At 48.8% G+C, this 21,837-nt stretch carries 19 protein-coding genes; 7 read left to right on the forward strand and 12 right to left on the reverse strand.

Annotation, left to right across the window (positions count from 1 at the left end):
* Nucleotides 1-15: 15 nt before the first annotated feature.
* Complete coding sequence (locus tag SU32_RS04380; RefSeq protein WP_053998135.1) at nucleotides 16-1,218, reverse strand: ROK family transcriptional regulator; 1,203 nt, start codon at nucleotides 1,216-1,218, stop codon at nucleotides 16-18.
* Nucleotides 1,219-1,394: 176 nt separating this feature from the next.
* Between SU32_RS04380 and SU32_RS04385 the strand changes: the two genes are divergently transcribed.
* From SU32_RS04385 to SU32_RS04400, 4 genes are all read left to right on the forward strand, one after another.
* Nucleotides 1,395-2,426, forward strand: coding sequence for a sugar ABC transporter substrate-binding protein (locus SU32_RS04385; protein ID WP_053998136.1), 1,032 nt, complete (start codon nucleotides 1,395-1,397; stop codon nucleotides 2,424-2,426).
* Nucleotides 2,427-2,511: 85 nt separating this feature from the next.
* Nucleotides 2,512-3,594 (forward strand): ABC transporter permease, encoded by a 1,083-nt coding sequence (locus SU32_RS04390; RefSeq protein ID WP_053998137.1) that lies wholly within the window; start codon nucleotides 2,512-2,514, stop codon nucleotides 3,592-3,594.
* Complete coding sequence (locus tag SU32_RS04395; RefSeq protein ID WP_053998138.1) at nucleotides 3,594-4,370, forward strand: ATP-binding cassette domain-containing protein; 777 nt, start codon at nucleotides 3,594-3,596, stop codon at nucleotides 4,368-4,370. Before SU32_RS04390 ends, SU32_RS04395 begins: the two co-directional genes overlap by 1 nt.
* Nucleotides 4,371-4,376: 6 nt before the next feature.
* Nucleotides 4,377-5,012, forward strand: coding sequence for a nucleoside triphosphate hydrolase (locus SU32_RS04400; RefSeq protein ID WP_053998139.1), 636 nt, complete (start codon nucleotides 4,377-4,379; stop codon nucleotides 5,010-5,012).
* A gap of 30 nt (nucleotides 5,013-5,042) precedes the next feature.
* Here SU32_RS04400 and SU32_RS04405 read toward each other — a convergent pair whose 3' ends face one another.
* The gene (locus SU32_RS04405; protein ID WP_425394260.1) at nucleotides 5,043-5,516 is read right to left on the reverse strand and encodes an Lrp/AsnC family transcriptional regulator; all 474 of its coding nucleotides are present in this window, start codon (nucleotides 5,514-5,516) and stop codon (nucleotides 5,043-5,045) included.
* A gap of 82 nt (nucleotides 5,517-5,598) precedes the next feature.
* Here SU32_RS04405 and SU32_RS04410 point away from each other — a divergent pair, with 82 nt between their 5' ends.
* On the forward strand, nucleotides 5,599-7,047 hold the full coding sequence (locus SU32_RS04410) for an aminotransferase class V-fold PLP-dependent enzyme (protein ID WP_053998141.1): 1,449 nt from the start codon (nucleotides 5,599-5,601) through the stop codon (nucleotides 7,045-7,047).
* A gap of 81 nt (nucleotides 7,048-7,128) precedes the next feature.
* On the opposite strand, the gene SU32_RS04415 is transcribed toward SU32_RS04410, so the two are convergent.
* The 9 genes from SU32_RS04415 to SU32_RS04450 all read right to left on the reverse strand — a co-directional run bounded on the left by SU32_RS04415 (nucleotide 7,129) and on the right by SU32_RS04450 (nucleotide 20,456).
* Entirely contained in the window at nucleotides 7,129-7,596 is a 468-nt protein-coding gene (locus SU32_RS04415) for a hypothetical protein (protein WP_053998142.1), read from the reverse strand.
* 156 nt (nucleotides 7,597-7,752) lie between these two features.
* Entirely contained in the window at nucleotides 7,753-8,670 is a 918-nt protein-coding gene (locus SU32_RS04420; RefSeq protein ID WP_053998143.1) for a sugar kinase, read from the reverse strand.
* 84 nt (nucleotides 8,671-8,754) lie between these two features.
* Nucleotides 8,755-13,056 carry a translocation/assembly module TamB domain-containing protein gene (locus tag SU32_RS04425; RefSeq protein WP_053998144.1) on the reverse strand — a complete coding sequence of 1,434 codons (4,302 nt, stop codon included), beginning with the start codon at nucleotides 13,054-13,056 and terminating at the stop codon, nucleotides 8,755-8,757.
* Nucleotides 13,056-14,981: an autotransporter assembly complex protein TamA gene (locus SU32_RS04430; protein WP_211097679.1), complete on the reverse strand. Its 1,926-nt coding sequence runs from the start codon at nucleotides 14,979-14,981 to the stop codon at nucleotides 13,056-13,058. Before SU32_RS04430 ends, SU32_RS04425 begins: the two co-directional genes overlap by 1 nt.
* 463 nt (nucleotides 14,982-15,444) lie before the next feature.
* Nucleotides 15,445-16,542: an AI-2E family transporter gene (locus SU32_RS04435; RefSeq protein ID WP_245625490.1), complete on the reverse strand. Its 1,098-nt coding sequence runs from the start codon at nucleotides 16,540-16,542 to the stop codon at nucleotides 15,445-15,447.
* Nucleotides 16,543-16,614: 72 nt separating this feature from the next.
* Complete coding sequence (locus SU32_RS04440; RefSeq protein WP_053998147.1) at nucleotides 16,615-18,252, reverse strand: CHASE domain-containing protein; 1,638 nt, start codon at nucleotides 18,250-18,252, stop codon at nucleotides 16,615-16,617.
* A 112-nt stretch (nucleotides 18,253-18,364) separates the two neighbouring features.
* Complete coding sequence (locus SU32_RS04445) at nucleotides 18,365-19,363, reverse strand: sensor histidine kinase (protein ID WP_053998148.1); 999 nt, start codon at nucleotides 19,361-19,363, stop codon at nucleotides 18,365-18,367.
* A 78-nt stretch (nucleotides 19,364-19,441) separates the two neighbouring features.
* Nucleotides 19,442-19,603 carry a DUF1328 domain-containing protein gene (locus SU32_RS17065; protein WP_082376437.1) on the reverse strand — a complete coding sequence of 54 codons (162 nt, stop codon included), beginning with the start codon at nucleotides 19,601-19,603 and terminating at the stop codon, nucleotides 19,442-19,444.
* 58 nt (nucleotides 19,604-19,661) lie between these two features.
* The gene (locus SU32_RS04450; protein ID WP_053998149.1) at nucleotides 19,662-20,456 is read right to left on the reverse strand and encodes a response regulator; all 795 of its coding nucleotides are present in this window, start codon (nucleotides 20,454-20,456) and stop codon (nucleotides 19,662-19,664) included.
* Nucleotides 20,457-20,581: 125 nt separating this feature from the next.
* Between SU32_RS04450 and SU32_RS04455 the strand changes: the two genes are divergently transcribed.
* On the forward strand, nucleotides 20,582-20,785 hold the full coding sequence (locus SU32_RS04455) for a NepR family anti-sigma factor (protein ID WP_053998150.1): 204 nt from the start codon (nucleotides 20,582-20,584) through the stop codon (nucleotides 20,783-20,785).
* Nucleotides 20,782-21,348 carry an RNA polymerase sigma factor gene (locus tag SU32_RS04460; protein ID WP_053998151.1) on the forward strand — a complete coding sequence of 189 codons (567 nt, stop codon included), beginning with the start codon at nucleotides 20,782-20,784 and terminating at the stop codon, nucleotides 21,346-21,348. Before SU32_RS04455 ends, SU32_RS04460 begins: the two co-directional genes overlap by 4 nt.
* Before the next feature lie 54 nt (nucleotides 21,349-21,402).
* Here SU32_RS04460 and SU32_RS04465 read toward each other — a convergent pair whose 3' ends face one another.
* Nucleotides 21,403-21,762 (reverse strand): ANTAR domain-containing protein, encoded by a 360-nt coding sequence (locus SU32_RS04465; RefSeq protein ID WP_053998152.1) that lies wholly within the window; start codon nucleotides 21,760-21,762, stop codon nucleotides 21,403-21,405.
* Nucleotides 21,763-21,837: the final 75 nt, after the last annotated feature.

The following is a 21,837-nucleotide window of genomic DNA, read 5'->3' on the forward strand; positions in this document are numbered from 1 at the left end:
CACAAGGCTTCACTTTTATTGAACTTCCGCCAATCCGACATTGGTGTTCAATAGATATTGGGCGAAAATCGGTCCGCTGGCAGCGCCCAGCGCGCGGGCATTGCCGCCAATGCTTCCGGCTTCGATTTTGGGCGGAATAAGGCCGCGCATATCCTGATTTGCAATATAGCGCGATGTCCTTTCAGCCAGCTCGAATCGGATATTTTCGGGAAAAGCACCATCGATAAGAACCGCTTCGAAATCGATGACCGAACAGGTTGATAACGCCGCCTTTGCCAGTTCCTGAGCCGTTTCGCCCATCCACGCATCGACATATCGCGTTAAACCACTCCAGTCTTGAGGCTGCTTCCACAGTATACTTTTATCGATACCGGCCTGTTCCAAGCGCGCTTCAAGCAAGTGAATTGATGCAATATCAATTAGCTGACGGCTCTCACCGTTCGGCCCTGTACTTCTGAGAGAGCCAAGCGCACCGGCATTACCTTGATGTCCTTCAAAGACCGAATGGTTCAACACGATGCCACCGCCAACAAAAGCCGCAATGAAGAAATAAGCGTAATCGCGAAATTCTTTTCCGCGGCCATAGACATGCTCGGCGCGGCAAGCGGCTGTCGCATCGTTCATGATATAGATCGGTAAGGCGCTGAACCGCGAAACCTGTTCGCGAAGATCAATATCGCGCCACCGCAAAAACTCCTCAGCCGGCGCGCCGGCCAGCTCATACCAGTTCCACAACTCGAATGGTGCCGCCAATCCAATCCCGCAAACCCGTTCGCGCTCCAAGGGTGACAAATTTGAATTTATGTCAGCCATACCCGCTTCCAGAAATCCGAAAATCTGGTCCGGCATCGGATAATCATAGGCAATGTTTTTTTGCGCGCGAATACCGCCCTTAAAGTCGATAAGGATTAGATCAGCATTGCGTCTGCCGATTTTCAATCCAAATGCATAGGCTCCGCTTGCGGCCAATCCCATCGGGATGGACGGTTTGCCGACCCTTCCGCGCTGAGGTGCGCCCCGCTCCAAAAATCCGTCATTTTCCAATTTGCGCAAAATGATCGAGACGGTCTGCGCCGACAAGCCTGCACGGCGCGCCAGATCACTGCCCGGCATCGGCCCATTGCGCAAAAGCATGGACAGAAGCAAGCGCTCATTATAGTCGCGCAAACCGCTTTGGTTAGCGCCGCCACTGAGAGATCTGACTTTTGGCACGTTCATCACGTCTCCTCTATTCTATTTATTGCAGCATATAAAGCACGGACAATCAATTAATAAATAAACTTGATTTATTAATTGACTCTGTTAAATTTTTGAGTCTGAATAGTGCGGGCTCACCGAATACTCGGTGCCTGCTATTTGTTTCGCGGCATGGTGCCGCTTTTGGGAGGAACATCATGAAAAATACTATTCTGGCGGCCGCCGCCAGCGCTCTTGTCGCATCTGCAGCCTTCATCACACCAGCATCTGCTGAAAGTCATTCAGCCAGCGCCTGCCTGATTACAAAAACCGATACGAATCCGTTTTTTGTGAAGATGAAAGAGGGCGCGGAAGCCAAAGCTGCAGAGCTTGGTGTTGAGCTGAAGACTTTTGCGGGAAAGATTGACGGTGACCATGAAACTCAGGTCGCGGCGATTGAAACATGCATCGCCGATGGTGCAAAAGGCATATTGATAACCGCATCTGACACATCATCCATTGTTTCATCAGTACAGCAGGCACGTGATGCCGGTTTGCTTGTTATTGCGCTCGATACACCGCTCAATCCGATTGATGCGGCCGATGCCACATTCGCAACAGATAACTTTCTGGCCGGTGAATTGATCGGCAAATGGGCAGCCGCAACGCTCGGCGATGAAGCGGCCAATGCAAAGATTGCCATGCTCGACCTTGGCGTGTCACAGCCGACCGTTGGCGTTTTGCGCGACCAGGGTTTCCTGCAGGGATTTGGCATTGAGCTTGGTGATCCAAACAAATGGGGTGATGAGACAGACCCGCGTATCGTCGGCAATGATGTAACAGCAGGCAATGAAGAGGGCGGCCGCAAGGCGATGGAAAACCTTCTGGCAAAAGATTCTGAAATCAATGTCGTTTATACCATCAACGAACCTGCGGCAGCCGGTGCCTATGAGGCACTGAAATCCATCGGCCGTGAGAATGACGTGCTTATCGTTTCTGTTGATGGCGGATGCCCGGGTGTTCAAAATGTTGCCGATGGCGTTATCGGTGCAACATCACAGCAATACCCGCTTCTCATGGCATCCAAAGGAATTGAAGCCATTGCAGCATGGGCCAAAGACGGCACCAAACCTGCACTCACTGAAGGCAAAAACTTCTTTGATACAGGCGTTGCACTTGTCACCGACAAGCCCGCCGAAGGTGTAGAATCAATCAGCGTCAAAGAAGGCATGGACAAGTGCTGGGGTTGATCTGCCAGTCTTTTAGATAAACTCTCGCTTGGGGCGGCTGCAATGCAGCCGCCACATTGCCAAAATATCAGGGTCGGGGAAAATTATGGCTGACGCACAAGAATATGAGAAATCTGCGACAAGCAGCGCCCAAACAATTGCGCAATTTGATGACGATAACCGCAGCTTTGTCAGTCAACTGCAGCATCGACTGCACCTAACGCCATCCCTTGTACCGCTAATTGTTCTCATTCTTGCGATCATTGTTTTCGGCATATTGCTTGGTAGCAAATTCTTTTCACCTTTTGCGCTCACACTCATTCTTCAGCAAGTTGCCATTGTCGGCATTGTGGGTGCCGCACAGTCGCTTGTTATTCTAACGGCGGGCATTGATTTGTCGGTCGGTGCCATCATGGTTCTGTCATCTGTCGTTATGGGACAGTTTACATTCCGTTATGGCCTTCCGGTTGAGGTGGCTGTTGCCTGCGGTCTCTTATGCGGAACGCTGTGCGGCTTTATCAACGGATGGCTGGTTGCGGTCATGCGCCTTCCGCCTTTCATTGTGACACTGGGCATGTGGCAGATCATACTGGCGACTAATTTCCTTTTTTCGGCCAATGAAACCATTCGCAGTCAGGAAATTGCAAGCGAAGCGCCTCTTTTACAATTTTTCGGCACGACACTGACAATTGGTGCAGATGAAGCAGGGCGGGGCGGCGCAAACTTTACATACGGTGTTGTCTTTCTCGTCTCGCTGGTTCTTGTTCTTGCCTATGTATTGCGCGAAACGGCTTGGGGCAGACATGTTTACGCTGTTGGTGATGACCCCGATGCTGCGGAACTTTCAGGCGTTCAGGTCAAGCGCACACTTATTTCCGTTTACATGTTGTCAGGACTAATCTGCGCCTTTGCGGGCTGGGCACTTATCGGCCGTATCGGCTCTGTCTCGCCAACGTCGGGCCAGCTTGCGAATATTGAATCGATCACAGCTGTTGTAATCGGCGGTATCTCGCTGTTTGGCGGGCGCGGGTCTGTTCTTGGCATGTTATTTGGAGCGCTTATCGTCGGTGTCTTTACACTTGGTTTGCGTCTACTTGGCGCAGATGCGCAATGGACTTATCTACTGATTGGTCTGCTCATCATTGCAGCTGTTGCCGTCGACCAATGGATCAGAAAGGTGTCAAACTAATGGAACCGATTTTGAAAGGCCGGAATCTGGTCAAGCGCTATGGCAGAGTAACCGCGCTGGATCATTGTGATTTTGATTTGATGCCAGGTGAAATACTTGCAGTTATCGGCGACAATGGCGCGGGAAAATCAACCCTGATCAAAGCCTTGTCGGGGGCCGTTATTCCCGATGCGGGCACCATATACATTGAAGGCAAAGAGGTGAAGTTCACCTCGCCTATTCAAGCCCGCACCCACGGCATTGAAACTGTTTATCAGACGCTTGCGATGTCTCCCGCACTGTCAATTGCGGATAATATGTTTATGGGCCGAGAAATTAGAAAAGAAGGTTTTATGGGCACTGTTTTCAGACAGCTCGACCGCAAGAAGATGGAGACCCTTGCCCGTGAAAAACTGACCGAACTCGGCTTGATGACAATCCAGAATATCAATCAGGCAGTCGAAACCCTCTCCGGTGGCCAGCGTCAGGGCGTTGCGGTTGCACGCGCTGCTGCCTTCGGCTCGAAAGTCATTATTCTTGACGAGCCGACGGCCGCACTCGGCGTAAAAGAATCTCGTAAAGTGCTGGAACTTATCCAGGATGTGAAAGCACGCGGCATTCCGATTATATTAATCTCACACAACATGCCGCACGTCTTTGAAGTTGCTGACCGCATTCATATTCACCGGCTTGGAAAGCGCCTATGTGTCATTGACCCCAAGGACTACACCATGTCTGACGCGGTCGCATTTATGACCGGAGCCAAGGAACCGCCATCAGAAGCTGTGGCAGCGTGAAGGCTTATGTTCGAAGATGAACGAGCTACCATTCTGGCACGGATTGATAAGCTGTCCACAAATGCCAGCCGATTAATGATCGCTATCGCCGGTCCGCCTGCGGCCGGTAAATCTACATTGGCAGAACTCGCGGTCAATGATTTGAACGCTCAGACTGACGGTAAAGCTGCCCTTGTGCCGATGGACGGATTTCATCTGGACAATTTAACCCTTGATGAAATGGGTCTGCGCCAACGAAAGGGCGCGGCCGAGACATTTGATGCGGCGGGTTTTGTAAGCCTCGTCCGTCAGATTTCACATCAGGGACACGAAGTTTTCTATCCGGTTTTTGATCGCTCGCTTGATAAAGCTATTCCCAATGCAGCATCGGTTTCCAAAAACACCCAGATTGTTGTCATTGAAGGAAATTATCTTCTTTTGAAAGAAAAGCCGTGGTCTGATCTGAATCAGTTCTTCGACCTTACTATCTTTGTTCGACCGGACATTGATGTGCTGCAAAGCCGTTTAATCGACAGATGGCATCAATATGGTTTTGATGCAGATAGCGCCTTTCAAAAGGCGATGGGGAACGACATACCAAACGCACTTTATGTTCTTGAAAACAGCAGTGCTGCTGATCTGGAATTTAGTGCGAAAACTTAACCGGCGACGTTTCGTTGGCCGTACCAATAATTACGGCAATGACAATGGCCTGTTTTCCAAAATTGCTTCCATTGCAAACAGGCCTGTAACAGTTTCCAGCTCAACTTTTGATGTAAGTCGCTGATACACAGCGTCGTAACCGGCCATTGATGTTGTCACCACTTTGATCAAATAATCCCAGTCGCCGCCGATCCGGTAGACATCAACAATTTCCGGTATATTGGCCACCTGCTTGCGAAAGGACTGTGACCATTCTTCACTATGCTGACGGGTACGGATCATCATGAAAACCGTTAAATCCAAACCGACCGCTTCCGGTGAGATACGGGCGTGGTTGCCTTCAATAATACCACTGTCAGCCAATCGACGCATCCGTCGCCAGCATGCATTTTGAGACAGGCCTACCTCGGCAGCAATGTCACGTTGCGACAACGTACAGTCCCTTTGCAGAACTGTGATAATTTTTCGATCAATATCATCATAATCAATCATTTGACCCAATATTCATATAAAATATGCAAAAACAAGTGAAATCTTTTGCCCTGCGATCAGTTAATTATAGAACATCATCTTAGGGAGCAGACCAATGAACAAGCAATCCGGTCAAGATTTGTTTGAGCGTTTTCAAATAAACATCCAATCTGAAACTATTGTGCAAGATCTGATCGACGGATTGATCGGGCATGATGCTGTCATCGAAGGGCCGTTCGGGAAAAAACCTTTGATCTATGCGGATTACGTCGCTTCAGGGCGCGCGCTGCGGCAAATCGAAGAATTTGTTATGTCGGAATTGCTGCCCTTCTATGCCAATAGCCATACAGAGGCATCCTTTGTTGGCGGCATGATGACACGGCTGCGCCGTCAGGCGCGTGATATTATCCGCGGCGAATACAACGCATCTCAAGATCATGCCGTCATCTTTACCGGTTCAGGAGCAACTAGCGGCATCAACCGGCTTGTGCACCTGTTAGGACTGCGCAACATGGTCCAGCAGGGCAAGGCGCCGGTGGTTCTGATTGGCCCTTATGAGCATCACTCCAATATTTTGCCTTGGCGGGAAAGCGGCGCGGAAGTGATCGAAGTGCCGGAAGCAGCTCATGGCGGACCGTGTATGTCAGTACTCCAGCAAACGCTGGGACAGGTTCAGGGGCGGCCAGTTATCGGTGCTTTTTCGGCAGCCTCTAACGTTACCGGTATTGTCACTGATGTTGTTGCTGTCAGCCGTATCTTAAAAGCGGCCGGTGCTACAGTGGTCTGGGATTATGCGGGCGGTGCGCCCTATCTTTCAATCGACCTTTGTCCTTCTTTCGATGCTTTGATTGATGCGGTAGTATTATCGCCTCATAAGTTTGTCGGCGGGCCGCAAGCCTCCGGCATTCTTATCCTTCGCCATGATGCGATACGCACTGACAAACCAACCTTACCTGGTGGCGGTACTGTCAAATTTGTCTCGCCAACCGCCCATGATTATTCCGGCAGTGTTGAGGCGCGTGAAGAAGCAGGCACTCCAAATGTCATTGGCGACCTGCGCTCTGCCCTGTGCTTGCTGGTTAAATCGGCAATTGGCCAAGATTACATTACTAAACGCAATAAAGAGAATTGCGCTAGGGCGTTGCAGGCATGGGGCAACCATCCCAATATCGTGCTGCTTGGCAATATCGGCTGCGACCGGCTTCCCATCTTCTCATTTAGAATAAAAAACAGCGCAGGCGGCTATGTTCACCAGCAATTGATCACACGCCTGCTTTCAGATTGCTATGGTATTCAGGCGCGCGGTGGCTGTGCTTGCGCCGGGCCTTATGTACACCGTGCTATGGGTATTGACGGAAATGCCTCCGATCAGATGCGCGCCGCAATTCTTGCAGGGCATGAGATCGAGAAACCCGGTTTTGCGCGTTTGAACTTCAGCTTTCTTGCAACAGATGCAGAGATCGATGCCATTTTGAAAGCCGTGTTGGAATTGGCAGACAGCGCAGGCGGATATGAAAGTTCTTATAAATGCGATCCGGCAACAGCGATTTTCACACCGGCATAGGCACTTGAATATACAAAAGTGCCGAAGCGTCTGAAATCACTCCGGCACTGTTAAATTATCTTAGCTATGCGATTCCGTCGATTAAGCCGGTTCGCTGTTTTTCATATATTCGCTCAATACTGCCTTGTTGGTTGTACCTGCTTCCTGACTTTCTGAAGCAAACAGGCTTATCAAAGCATTTGATTGGGTTTTCGAAGTGAAGACAGAGTTCATAATCATTTCAGCCTGGACACGCTCGGCCACGCGGCGTGTATAAGCGCTATCATCAAATGATGATGACGCTACTGCATTTTCATTTGAAGCAGCCTGCGAGGACGCAGAAGGCTGTGCGCTTTTAGACGAGGCATTAGCCGCTTTGCTAGAGCTTACTGCAGTCTGTGCCTGTGCAGCTCCGCCTGCATTTGAGCTTTGGCTGCTGCCAGAGTTAGACTGCGATGGTGCAGCTTCAGACTGCCCTTGCTCTTCAGTATTTGGCTGAGCTTGCTGATTTTGGTTTTCTGCAGGCTTTTGGCCTGAAGGTGTAAAAACATTCGAAACGCCGGTTAGCATATTGGTTGGTCCTAGTTAGTTGTTCTGACCAGGTTTCTAATTGTAATTTTTTAAAATAACTTCCTTGAACTTCCTGCAATTTCTCTCAAATTAAAATTGTATTTTAAGTAATTGAGTTCTTAGCAAACTAATTTGGAAGGTGATGGATTTCTCGATTTATTCGATAATAGCGCCGCGGAAACCGACAACCCGCGAAGCCATTGCATGGGCTTGATGACACGCCTCATGCACGGAGCATCCGTTGAGAAGTGCACCTAAAAAAGTACCGTTAAAGCTGTCTCCGGCACCTGTTGTATCGACAACATTTTCCGCAGGCGCAAAATTGGCATCACCCAATGCTTCCGCGCCGCTGATAACAACCGGTCCCTTGTCACCACGTTTTAATATACAAAGAGGCATTTTATATCCGGCGAGACGTTCGGTCGTAGCCTCGGCATCCTGATCAAACAAAGCCATCTCATCATCAACTGATGGGAAACCAATATCCGTCTGTTTCCAGAAATCAGAAACAACGCTGCGTGCCGTCTCGTTAGATTCCCAAAGCGTAGGACGATAGTTGGAATCAAAAGCAACAAGAACGCCATTCTTGCGCAGCTCTGATAGCTGTTTCAATAATGCGTCACGTATAGCCGGCGCTAGTACAGCAACTGTTATCGCTGAAAGGTAGATCAAATCCGCGCCATCCAATGAGGAAAAGTCCGGCGCATCATCAGTGCCAAACATGATGCGCGCTGCGGACTGGTTTCTCCAATACTGGAAGGTACGCTCGCCCTGTGCATCTGTACTGATCACATAAAGACCGACAGTACGCTGCTTATCGGTCGCAACCAATTGCGCGTTAATATTATTGGCTTCGACAACAGATCGAAGGCGCGCGGAAAATTTATCATTACCTGCGCGGGATACAAAAGAGACGGATGCACCACTCTTTAAAGTTCGCCTTAAATAAATTGCCGAATTCAGAACATCGCCAGCGATACCTATTCGGGCTGTACTGCCGTCTGCATCAACGCTCAATTCTACCATCGCCTCGCCAGCGCATCGTATATCTTTTACGTTTTCAAACGGAATCATCTCATATTGCCTTTCAACTATGCGCACCAAGCACGGAATAGGCGGAGTAATAATTATCGCTGGGTAAAGTGCAAGGCGTGAAAATCAATAATCACGCTCGAAGAAAACACCAAGGCTGGTATCACCTTCAGAGCTCACAGCGCCGCGTGCAGTCAAACTCTCCGTAATATCCAAATTGATCGTTGCTTCGGTTTCCTGACCGGCCTGTACGCCAAGATAAACATTATCGGAAATATATTTACCGGCTCTAACGGCTGCGTTTCCATCGCTGTCCTGAACAATATCAAGATCATCAAAGCCAAGACTGCTGCGGATACCATCAACCAAGCCCGGACTGTTACCGCCGGTCAACTCAACTGCAATCGATGCAAGGCGTGCGATCTGGGTCGGTGTCAGTTCACCGATATTGCGATCGAAGATAATTGCAGCAAGAACCTCATCTTCCGGCAATTCGGGTGATGAAGAAAATGAAACATCAAGATCAGAAACCCGTCCGCTCAAAATAATAGAGGCTGTCACATCACCTGACTGTGTTGTCGCAACAAACCGCAATGTTGGATCAAGGTCGCCCGTCAGCGTGACCGAACCCTCGTTAAGATCAAAGCGTTTGCCGATGATACTCAGCCGGCCCCTGCGCAAATCGAAACGTCCACTTGGCTGCACATTTGTCACCGGTCCTTTAATCGCTATTCTGCCGCCCAGTTCCGCGTCCAAGCCGCGGCCACGCACAAAAATCTGCGACGGAGCATTGATTGTCAGGTTCAACTGGATGATGCTTGGCCGACTTGATGGTTTTGGCAATGGGGATGCTTTTGCCAAACGGTCCAGTGTGCGCTGGACATCCGGAGCAGCATTAACGTTTTTCACGTCAAGCAGTTCGACATCACCGCCAAATGTTTCTGGCACAGTAATTTCAGTTTTGCCCAGATTGATCTGACCGGACAGGACCGGATCACGCAGCAGATTGCCTTTTAAAGCCAAATTACCGTCGGCGCGTGTAGAGAAAGTCTGACCATCGCTATAGGCAGCATTATTAATCTGGATTGACAAATCAGCAGGCATGTCACCGGTAATACCAACGGTACCCGACCCTGACACCGAGCCGCCGCGCGCCAATTGCGCATTAAGGCGCTGAACAACCACAGCATCACCGCGCAGTCCTGCGAGCAAGCCGATATTTTCAAGCCGGAGATTAGACAACGGGTCGGTGACGGTACCGCCTGAAACAGACAATATGCCTTCAGTATTCGGCCTACTCAAACTGCCCGTTGCTGTTACGTTGAAACGCGCCTGACCGCTCAGCCGGGTTCCGCGGTCTGCCAGGAAGCGTTCAGCGATGCCAAGCGGCGCTGTCCCTTCCGCAGAAACTCTTAGTCCATTTCCCTGTAGCGGGATTTCCCCCGACCCTCTGATCTGAACATTTTGAGCATTCGATACGCTCAAGCTGTTCAGCGATACGCGCTGGTTAGCTCCATTAAAGTCACCATTTATGGAAAGTGTAAGCGGCAAAATACCATTTTGCTGAAGCTGAGTTGCTGTAATGCCGCTTCCATCCACACCAAAACTCGCTTTTGGCGCAGCAGTTGCGCCGGTTGCAACAACGCGCCCGTTGATTGAACCGCCCAGTCCCAGTCCGGGGCTGAACGCATTGGCAATACGAAGCGGTAAACCGGAAATATTTGCCGTAACATTGATGGTGTCGCTTACGCTGCCAGCTATATCAATTGTGCCGCCGGCCACATTGAGCCGGGCATCTGAAATTGTCGTCTTGCCGTCGCGGATTGTAACTTTGGCCGGATTGACCAGTGCGGCGTCACCCTTATCGGAGCGCAATGTCAACGTATCGATATTAATTGTTTGCTGGTTATCACCCTGCTTAAACCGGCCGACTGTTGTCAGCCGGGCATTCTCCTGAACCATAGTTGCGGCCAGATCAAAATCGGTAATTTTGCCATCTGTATCCACATTTCCGGTGAGCGACCTAACCTCAATTCCGCCCGCAACGATTTCCCGTGCCGACACATCCGCATTCACAACAGGAGATTTTAGAAGGGTCTTGATTTGGGCATCGATATTGGCGCTTCCGACTTTATTCTCGGCATAAACAAGATTGTTTGCGGTAGCCGTTACTTCAGCGGACTGGCCATTATCTACCGTCGTTAACACAATATCCGCATTCAAACTTCCCGAAGCATCCTGCAGGGCAAGGGCGGCCAATGACGATATGTCTGTCGCCTTTACGGCTGCACGTCCTTTCATCAGGCCGGATGTGTTTTGCCGCGTTAAATCAAGCGCGATATCTGCGCCGCCGATTTTTGCAGCAATATTGTCCAAGACAAGTTCCGGTTCGGTGCGCTTGACCTTACCGGCAAGCGATAATGCCTGACCATCAATGAAACCGCTGCCGGAAAGCTCACCTTCAATAAGCTCGGCGCCCATGACACCGCGATAAGCCGCTTCCAAACCGCTCACTTGCTTTTCGGATAAAATACCATTTTCAATATTGATCACAATGTCCGTGTCATAGGGCTGTTCAACACCTTTGATTGTGCCGACCAGCGACACGGCACCTTCACCGGCATCGGAAATATCCGCAATATCGCGTAAATCCGCGGTGGCAGTAATACTTGTATTGTCAGATGCATAATTACCGATGAGGAGAATATCTGCCTGATTGTTCAATAGGCGCAAGCGGTCAAATGACAGCCCGTCCGCATTTCGCGTAACACCGCCTGACAGTTTTGTACCACCGGCCAGAAGCTTATCTGCGGTCTCGTCGCCTGTACGAATACCATTGGCTACGCCATTCAAATCAAGATCGAAAGCGCCGAGAATATATTGAATATTACCCGTCGCCACCAGTGCAATATTACCCGCCAACTCGCGTTCCAATAAATCACTGAAAGATGAGAGCCGTGTTGCTTCCAGACCAATTTGCCCGTCAAAATTGCCGGTCGTCAACGCACCATTGGTACGCAATGCATAATCGCGCCCTTCAATATCCAACTGTGCAAGCTGCAAAGGCTCTCCCGTGCGCCAGGAACCGGAACCGGCAATTTTTATATTTTTTCCGACAGCTGTCGTCAGTGCCTCGTCATCAAACGTAATCCCGTCCACCGTACCGCGTGTAATAAATTCAATCGAACGGTTTTCCGGCACGGTAAAATTGGCAATTGCGCCTTCTGTTGCCAATCGCACTTCTTCAATAACCACGTCTGTTGTCTGGAGGCCGGACAGCAATAGTGTTTGCTCAAAACGATCATCATTGGCCGCGTCATAAGTTATGTTGAAGTCAGCCTGTTGAAATCTTGCTGCTGCTGCATTTTCCGCAGTTGGCAATGCAACGCGTTTGCCATCTTCGTCAGCAATTTCAGCGTTTAAATTCAACTGGCTTAAGAACCCGTCAGCCAGAATTCGCGCATTGGCATCAAAACGAATGGCACCGCTATTGAGTGTCAAACGGTCAATTTGAGTAAATCCCGCATTTGACAACAATAGCTGGGCTTCAAGACGGCTCGCATCACCTAAAAGCGTTTGGTATTGCGGCGGCATAATGCTGGATAAAGGGCCACCAAGCTCGGCAAGAATTTGCCGCCCTTCATCAATATCGTTGACGTTTACCTGACCATTCACAATGCGCTTGTTGTCAACATCGAGACCGATATCAACACGCAACTCATGGATGGGGGCATCGCCTTTAACAGCAAGCGCAACAGGCGGTTTACCGTCCAGATCAAGCAGATTTGCGATAATACCTTCTTCAGGCTCCTGCAAAAGAAGGTCGAGTTTAACGGTCTCATCGTTATCATTATAAACCACATCAAGCTTTAAAGAGCCGCCCGGACCATCTAAACGAACAATGTCCAAATCAGTGGTTAGAGAGCTGTCAATCAGCGAAATCGCACCATTAACAGCCAACTCTGATTCAAGGCCGAAAACGCTGGGACCGAATTTAATGGATGGAACATCAAGTTCTTCCAAATTGATCGAGACCGGCAATTCAGGAAGTGAAAATTCACTTGCTTCTGCTGGCGGCGCACTATCATCGGCCTTGGGTCCGCGGGGCATATCGATGCTTGTGGCTGACAGTTTTTCAATCTCCAGCCGGCCACGTAGCAGCGCTACACGGCTCCATATCAGCTGGGGTTCCGTGATGGTCAGCCAAACACCGTCTTCATCGGAGATTGTAATGCTCTCAAAAGAAACATTTGAAGAAAGCGTGCCCTTAATGCCGTTTAAACGTATCTGACGGCTATCAGTTGAAAGCTTGTTTTCGACAAATGTTATAAATGCGGAATGCTCTTCAGATTCTTGCGCCAAAGCTTGATGGCCAAGCGAAAACGCCAAGACCCACATTATGAGAAATGTTTTCACAATACGCGCCATCAAAATGCCTGCCCAATTCCGGCATAGATGCCAAAGCGCGGGTCTGTGCTGCGCCGGTTAAGCGGCAGAGCCACATCCACACGAATAGGCCCGAGACCCGTGAAATAACGCACGCCGAACCCGGCGCCCAATCGCACATCCTGATCAAAGCTTGGCAGAGAATCAGCGGAAACCGTACCGGCATCAATGAATATTGCACCGCCAAAATTGCCACCGGTCTTGAAACGCAGTTCTGCGGAGGCTTCCAATTTCGATTTACCGCCTGTTATATCGCCGTTGGCTTCAACGACACCGATGTCATTGAAATTATAACCGCGTACCGAACCGCCACCACCTGCAAAATAGAGAAAATTATCAGGTGTTTCAGCGCGCTCGGGGCCGACAATGGAAGCAACCATAGCCCGTCCGGCCAGCACAATTCGGTCTTCATCATCAAATGAGAAATAGGTACGCGCCTCTGCCTCAACCGCAGCGCCAAAGTTCTGATAGTTAAATTCGTAAAATGGTTTTGCCGCAGCACTTAGGTAAAAGCCCTCACTGGCATCAAGCTTATTATCACGCGAGTCATAAATTGCTGAAAAATCGAGCCCCGCTGTCACAAAATCTCTTTCCCCAAGATCGCTCTCAAATTTCGCGGCCTCGACAAACACTCCGCCATTGAAAACCAGCTCATCGGAGTAATAATGCGTAAGGCCAAGATTGCCGCCCGCTGACGTTTCTGTGAAACTTTCGTTGACCTCACGGCGCGCATACAGCTTAAAATTGAGGTCGGTGTCCGGTGTAAAAACGCCCGGCTTTGTAAATGCCGCTCCGACTTCATAGTCAAACTTCTGATAATCAAAAGTCGAGCCCAAGCCGCCTACTTTCGCATCCAAACGCAACCGCTCCGCCTTGCCGAACAGGTTGCGGTGCAGCCAATAACTTTCCAGTCCGACACCTTCGAGACTGGAAACTGTCGCGCCCAAACCTATACGTCGTAACTTGCGCTCTTTGACAATCAGCGTCATCGGCAAAGTACCGTCTTCGGAGACAGTTTCACCTTCTACGATTTTCTGAGTCGAGAAAACGCCTAGACGGTCCAGCCGCTTTTTCGCCTTTTCAAGATCGTCCGGATCAAATTCATTACCTGCAACCAAGCCGGTCTGCCGTGCGACAAAAGCCGGGTCCATACGATCCGTGCCTTGTACGTCAACATTTCCATAGCTAGCCGGAGGCCCGCTTTCGACTTCCAGAACAACATTGAGTTCGCGTGCAGGGTGATTTGCTGTCACACGCCTATTGGTTACTTTCGCTGTTGCAAAACCCTGCTGGCGCCATTTGTCTTTTACAAGCTTTGACGCTTTGCCGACTGCTCCGGCCTTTGCTTCTGCTCCTGTATTAAAGCCGACATCTTCCAGTTCGGGCAACACATCGTCGCGCATGGTAGGCTCCGGTGGCGCACCCTCAACCTGGGCTGTGCCGAACAGATAAACTGGGCCGGGATCAACCACAACGCTGATGGTGTCACCGGAGTTGAATTCCGTTCCAACCGGAAGGTTTGCGGCTTCCGTACCGTTGATTTTGATAGAAATTGTACCGCCGTAACGGCCTTCATTATAAAGCGAAGCCAATATGCGTCGATAATCACCTTTGGCACGCGCGATTACGCCTGCAGACCCGCCCACAGCACGGTCCCTGCCTTGCCAAAGCTGGGAACCTGATTTTATCGCATCCCCGACAGCATCTTCATCGCTTACAATTAAAAAGTCTACATCATAGCGCTTCGGATCGATCAGCTCGGCATTGTCTTTCTCTTCATCCGAGGTGCATTCGCCAAAAATGCAGCGTCCAAAAAGCTCCAGCGCATAAGCACGTGACATCGGCGCTGTGCTGCACAAAAGCACCAGCCCGGCAGCACATAGAAACTGCAACCGACGATTTGTCACGATAACTCTGGACCCACATTCGAAAAACAAGATGACCTTATAACACGACATCATGAATAAAATAAGTCGTGATGACGCGAAAATTAATTCTCACTTTCAATAACTTGACGGCCTTGACGGGCGAAAAAACTTAACAATATTTCAAATGTTATATGCATATCCGGACAAATGTCATATGCATATCCGGATTTGTCGGACACGTTCTTTGCTGTCGCAGAAATCAACTAAGCAGCGCATATGGCACCTTGAAGCGTCTACTTCATAAATTTGAAGACATTATACACGAAAGGAGAGAGCACCGAGATGCTCTCTCCTTTAATCACGACCAGAAGATGGGGAAGGGGTTTAGGTCGCTGGGCGAAAACTGAGGGTGTGTTTTCAAAATCGTAACGCATGGATTCAATATTGGTTCCAGCCATTTCAAATTTTTTTGAAATTTCAATCAGCGGCCGGTTTTCCGAAGCTAGAGCTTGGCAACACCCCGCCTGCGTTCCGGTGCGGCAAACATATGCAAATAGATAACATTTATTATAAGCAAGGACGGAATAGCGATAAATCCGCCGATCGGCCCCCAAAGCCAAATCCAGAACACCAAGCTCAAGAAAACGAAAAACGGGTTCATTGTCATCCTTCTGCCGATAACTGTAGGGGTAACAAACTGTGCTTCGAGGAAATTACAGCATAGGAAAACAGCTGCCGGCGTTAAGATTGCCAATGTTTCCGTATGTGTTGCCAAGCCCACACCGATCAGGATTATGCTCATGATCGCAGGGCCGATATAGACAACATAGTTCAATACGCCCGCCAGCATTCCCCATAACAGGGGCGAAGGAACACCCAGAAGCCAGAAAAGCAGCGATACGCTCAATCCTAGCCCCAGATTTATGTATGTAATTGAGATTAGATATCCTGATACGCTGTCTTCGACATCCTTGAAAACACGGGCCAAATGCCAACGTGTTTTACGGCGGACACATAACCTTAGAATGAGTAGGCGCAGTTCATGTCTTGTGGCCACGAAAAAGTAGAAGCTTGCCAAAAATATAGCGACCTGCCCCAAAATTACCGGTGCCAAAAAAGCCGCATCTTCCAGCGGGCCACCTTCATCGACTTCCACTTTCATCGCCGTTGCTTCGCCGCCAGCAATCTTCTGTAATTCCTGCTGAAACGAGCCGACAGTATCAAACATGCCCTTCCAGTCAGCCAAACTTATTTGAAATTGATTCCAAATTCTTGGTACCCGATCTATCCAGCTCGACAATGGCACGGCGAAAGCCGCAAAACTTGCAGCGATCAATCCGGCAAATAAAGCAACGACAAGCATTGCAGATACTGAGGGAGGAATTTTATTCTTCTCAATCTTATCGGCAATCGGGCCAAACATGATCCCGATGACAATGGCAAGCGCGATTGGAGCAATGATTGTTTTGCCTAAATACAAAGCGACAAGGCAGCCGAGCAAGCCGCCAACCACAACCGAGAGGTTTGCTGCAGTTTGTAAGTTCTTTTCTATCGCGTTTGCGGCTCTTTTTTCAAAGAGATCGTCAGCGTTCAAACTCAATGGCTTCAACCTCCCATCCATGACAATGTCAGGCGTGCTAAATGGTTCCCAAATGGGCCATGTTATTACAGGTCAGCGGCTAAGCGGCACGTCAATTTTTACGACCATGCCCTTCTCGTCAAAACTACGGTCAAAAGAACCGCCTAATTCTCCAACGATATTCGCATTGATGAGCTTCGTTCCAAACCCGCCACCGGTACTGGCTGTTTCCTGCTTTTCCCCGTCGAAGTACTCCCGCCATACTATCGATAAACCACGCTTACGCTTGGGTAGTTTTTTTATTTTCCAAGTAATTTGCATGTCATTTTTGATATCTGCCATGCCACCATATTTCAGCGAGTTGGTTGCCAGCTCATGCAGCACCAAGCCAAAGGCCTGACTGTATTTTTCATCCAAAGAGATTTCAGGTCCGCTTAGTTTTACTTCCGTTGCATTTTTACCGAAAACCTGCTCAAGCTCACTTCTCAAAAGATCACCAAAGCTGGCACGTTGCCATTTAGAGCGCGCCAAAACATCTTGCGCGGTTGCCATTGCTTGAAGGCGTTCGGAAAAAGACTTGATAAACTCCGGCAGATCTTCCGAACTACGTGCTGTTTGCCGCGCGATAGAATTGATGCGCGCAATCGAATTTTTGATGCGATGCTTCATCTCCTGAAGCATCAGATCCTTATCTTGCGCGGCTTTTTCCGAATAGATGCGCAACTCTTCAGACGTACGCAGCGAATTTAGCTGAAGTTTGGAGGATGAGGCCAAGGCACCAGCAAACAAGAATGACATAAGGCCGGTTAAAAGCGCATATAGCAGGCTATTATCGAGAGAACCGCTGGCAGGCTTTAGTACCTCCACCTCCCAAACACGGCCCGCAATATTAATCGATTTGACCGACCGCAGTCCGTTTTTATCCGCATAATCCTCATAATTATTGGTTTGAAAAACAACCGTTTCTGTATTGTCAGTTTTATCTTTCGTTTGCACATACAGTCCCAAGGCTGACGATAAGGTGCGAGACAAAGCAGCACTGTGAAGATCGCCTATGCGAAATGCAGCATAGACAAATCCGGTAATCGGCTTTGAGCCGTCATCAAGCTGGACTGCCTCTATATTCTTCTGCGCTATGGGTGCATAAATCAAAAAGCCATGCTGGGTCTCAGTATCAAGCTCTTGGACCAGACGAACCGGTGCAGAAGCGCTCGGACGTCGGTCACGCGCGGCGGCTATCATAGCATCACGGCGAGAGATGTCTGAAAACATGTCATAGCCCAGCGCTTTTTCATTACGCTCATCGTTTGGCTCAAGCAAAAGAATAGGAGTGCGAAACTCCTGATCTGTTTCAGGGTAGATTGCCCGAGTTAACCCGTACTTTTTTTCAAGCTCGGCTTCCGCATCAACGTCACCGTTGATTTCCAGTAATGGAGCTAAGCCTATGCCTTGGATGCCTCTATAATTGTCAGCCAAACCTAAATCGGCAATAAACTCTTTAAACCCTGCCCCTCTTGCATCGAAATCAATCGTATTGACCAAAGCCCGGGTCGCAGTCAGAAGCGCAATATGCTGCTTTACACCTTCTTCCAGATTATCAATGATGTCGTCAGCAACAATATCAAAACTTGAACGTTCCGCCTGTCGTGTAGAGTTGAACACTGCATAGGCGGCAATCATGCCCAATAACATCGTCACTGAAAATAAAATTGTCGGAAGGCGGTTACGCATTATATCTCCATGAACGCGAAGATATTTAACGTCAAATCCAGCTTTTACAACTACTTATGTGGGGGCAAGCAAGCTCGTCCACGTGCCTTTGAAGTGTCGGCGCTTCAATAAATTAATTAAAGCGGTTTTCAGCAGACGGGAATACCAGCGAATAGCTGACGGTATCGCCATCCATATCAATTTCAGCCGAACCACTTACAGATGCAGGTATGATACGCTGCAACATGGGCTCGCTAAACACATTCGTAAATTCAGGTTGCAACGCACCTGAATTAGCACTTTCGCGCCAAGTAATATGCGTTTCATCAACGCCTTCTTCATTGGGCAAAACCCAACAATCGATGACCGCAGAAACAGCACCGCCGTTTTGCGCGTCACGGCTTGCCAGATTTACAATGAGCTCATGAAGTGCCAGCCCGACATGAGTTGCCGCATTGGGTGTCAAAACAGGGTCATCGCCCTTTACTTTTACTCTCGTAATATCGTCCGGGAAATATTTTTTCACTTGGTTTTCAACCAGATCGTGAAACCCTGCTCCGGACCAGCTCATATCTGTGACCAAATCCTGCGACGCAGATAAAGAAAAGATGCGGCCGCGAAAGATTTTTAGGAAACTCGCAAGATCGGACTGCCCGCGTGCTGTTTGGGAGGCCAAGCTCAAAACGATTGCAAGTAGGTTTTTTGACCGGTGGCTCAACTCACGCAAAAGGTTCTTGAGAACCTGCTCACGGTGGCGCTCTTCGGAAATGTCTTTGATCATTGTCAATATGAGCGGTTCGCCATAGGCGCCGCCGACAAGATCAATAACAATCTGAAAAAAACCGTCGTTGGCAATATGGATTTCAAACTCTTCGGTCTTTTTGCTTTCCAAGACCCGCCTTTTGGCAAGCTTCAACCTTTGTCCCAAATCTTCGCCGAATATCTCTGTATCAACAGGGTCGGTATCCTGATTGAATTGCCAAGATTTATGCATGTTGGCAACGAATAAATATTCTCCGCTTTCAGCCTGCGCACATACGCAAACACCTGAATGAACAAGTGCAAGGATAAGGCCATCACGAAAGCGATCTTCCCTGTAATCCTTACGATGCCACGTCAGGTTTCTTTTCACAGTCCAGCCCTTTTATTGCCCGAATTACTCAGTAAGTGGTGCCGCATAAGCGGCACCACTTTTTTTTAATACTCAAAACTATCTACGCACCAGCGACAAGACTGCTGACAGCAACAGAAAAACCAAAAATGCATAAAATAGAATTTGTGCGATTCCCACTGACGCTCCTGCAATTCCGCTAAAGCCTAAAAGGCCTGCGACAAGTGCAACAACGAGAAACAGAAGTGCGTAATGTAACATTGTTTTCTCCTAACTTATTCTTGAGAACTCAACGCTCAATGACGCAATGTGTTCCAACTTAGGCAGCTTCGCTTTCCGCTTCATTGAAGAAAAGTGCCTGACTGATCAGCGCTTTGACCATCTGTGGATCGAACGGTTTGGTGACGAGGAAAGCAGGCTCCGGCCGCTCGCCAGTCAATAGTTTTTCGGGGAAAGCAGTAATGAAGATGACAGGAATATCTGCCGTTTTCAAAATATCATTCACAGCATCAATGCCCGAACTACCGTCTGCCAGTTGAATATCCGCAAGCACCATTTTAGGGCTCGAGCGGTTGAAAAGCTCCACAGCTTCCGAATGGGTCCGTGCAATGCCTGATACGCTATGACCCAAATCTTCAACCATCGCTTCGATATCCATTGCGATCAACGGCTCGTCTTCGATGATCATAATTTCGGTCGCTACCTGATCTGCGATCTGAGAAGATGCTTCATCAAGCAGGTCTCCGACCTCATTCTTTTCGCGATCCAGAATTTCACCGATTTCGTCAACGGTGAAATTTTCCAATGATGCTAGAAGAAAAGCCTGGCGCGCCGCAGTACCGACATTTGATAAATTTCTGGCGGCATTCTTTTCCCATGCGAATGGTGAATTCATTTCCGGAATTTTCACATCCGATGATGCGAAAATACCTGCAAACATTTTAAAAAGAGCGACGCGATCGCTTGTAGCAGTCGGAAACGCGCCCACATCCGCAATAAGAGCTTCAAGCGTTGCGGCAACGTAAGCATCGCCCGATGTCTGTGAGCCAGTTACGGCACGTGCATACCGGCGCAGAAGTGGTAAATGCCCTGCAATACGCGTAGATAATGTCATTCCTAGTATTCCTTTGAAGATCTTCATCGTAAGATAAATGGGGCATAACAAAAAAAGTTCCAAGTGAATGGAACTTTATTTTTGTTAGCGCGTTTAAGATGGCTAGATTAATTACCGAGAGTTAAATGACGCATTCACAAAGTAAAAAACTAGGGCAAGAAAGAGCGAACAGCAACAATGCCGCCAGTGAGGTCACCAATCAAATTTCAAACAAGCTTCAGGCTCTTTACAAATCAGTAGAAGATCAAACGATTCCGGATAGGTTTCTTGACCTGCTGGAACAGCTTGATGCCGCTGAGAGTAAACATTCAAAGGACGGCCATCAATGAGCGCTGCGGAACAAGATTTGGACCCGGGATTCAAAAAAGAATTGCTGGGCAGCCTGCCCAGCCTGCGCGCTTTTGCCTATTCGCTGACCGGCGCATCCGACAAAGCAGATGACCTTGTGCAGGACACTGTTTTAAAAGCTTGGGCCAAAAACAAGAGTTTCCAAATGGGAACCAATATGAAGGCTTGGCTTTTCACAATTCTGCGCAATGAATTCTACAGCCAGATGCGCAAGAAAGGCCGTGAGGTACAAGATACCGAAGGCACATTTACAGACAGCCTTGCGGTGCATCCCGGACAGGATAGCGCTCTGGACATGCAAGATTTTAAAAAAGCTCTCGATCAACTGCCTGAAGACCAACGTGAAGCGATCGTTTTGATCGGCGCCTCAGGCTTTTCATATGAAGAAGCCGCAGAAATTTGTGATTGCGCGGTCGGGACCATAAAAAGCCGTGTCAGCCGAGCCCGCATACGACTGACGGAAATTCTGGATGTCAAAGGTGCGTCAGATTATGTGATGGACGCAAACGCAGCATCAATCGGTTCACGCGCCTATTCCAGGTAAGTCTTTCTTTCCTAACGATATTGATATTTCACGCGAATTCTGGATTCATGCCGCTTAAGCCAGTAAAGGCGTCAGTTTTTCGACTACTTGCTCGTCGGTAAACGGTTTGGCAAGTGCGGCATGAAAAGGGAGTTGAAAATAGGTTTTCGGGTCAGTATCGCTAACAGTCATCAATACAATTGAAGGGTTAGAAGCTGCGACGATTTCATCAAAGCTACTGATAATTTCGGCAGGCATGTCTGCATCGAGAATCAAGATATCGCAGCCGGTTTTCGGAAGTTTTTCAAGAGCCTCATCGGGCATAATTACATGGGTTTTACAGGTAAAATTCTCAGTAATAATGCGCTCTACATCAATTGCGATAAGGTATTCGCGCTCTATTATTGCTATAACCTGACCAGAAACAGTTGACATTTTCCGCTCCGAAAATAATGCCATTCGCAGGACTTGCAGAGACTGTCATTTAAAAAAGACATATACAGCAACATT

It is taken from the genome of Ahrensia marina, assembly GCF_001293565.1.
Taxonomy (GTDB): Bacteria; Pseudomonadota; Alphaproteobacteria; order Rhizobiales; family Rhizobiaceae; genus Ahrensia; species Ahrensia marina.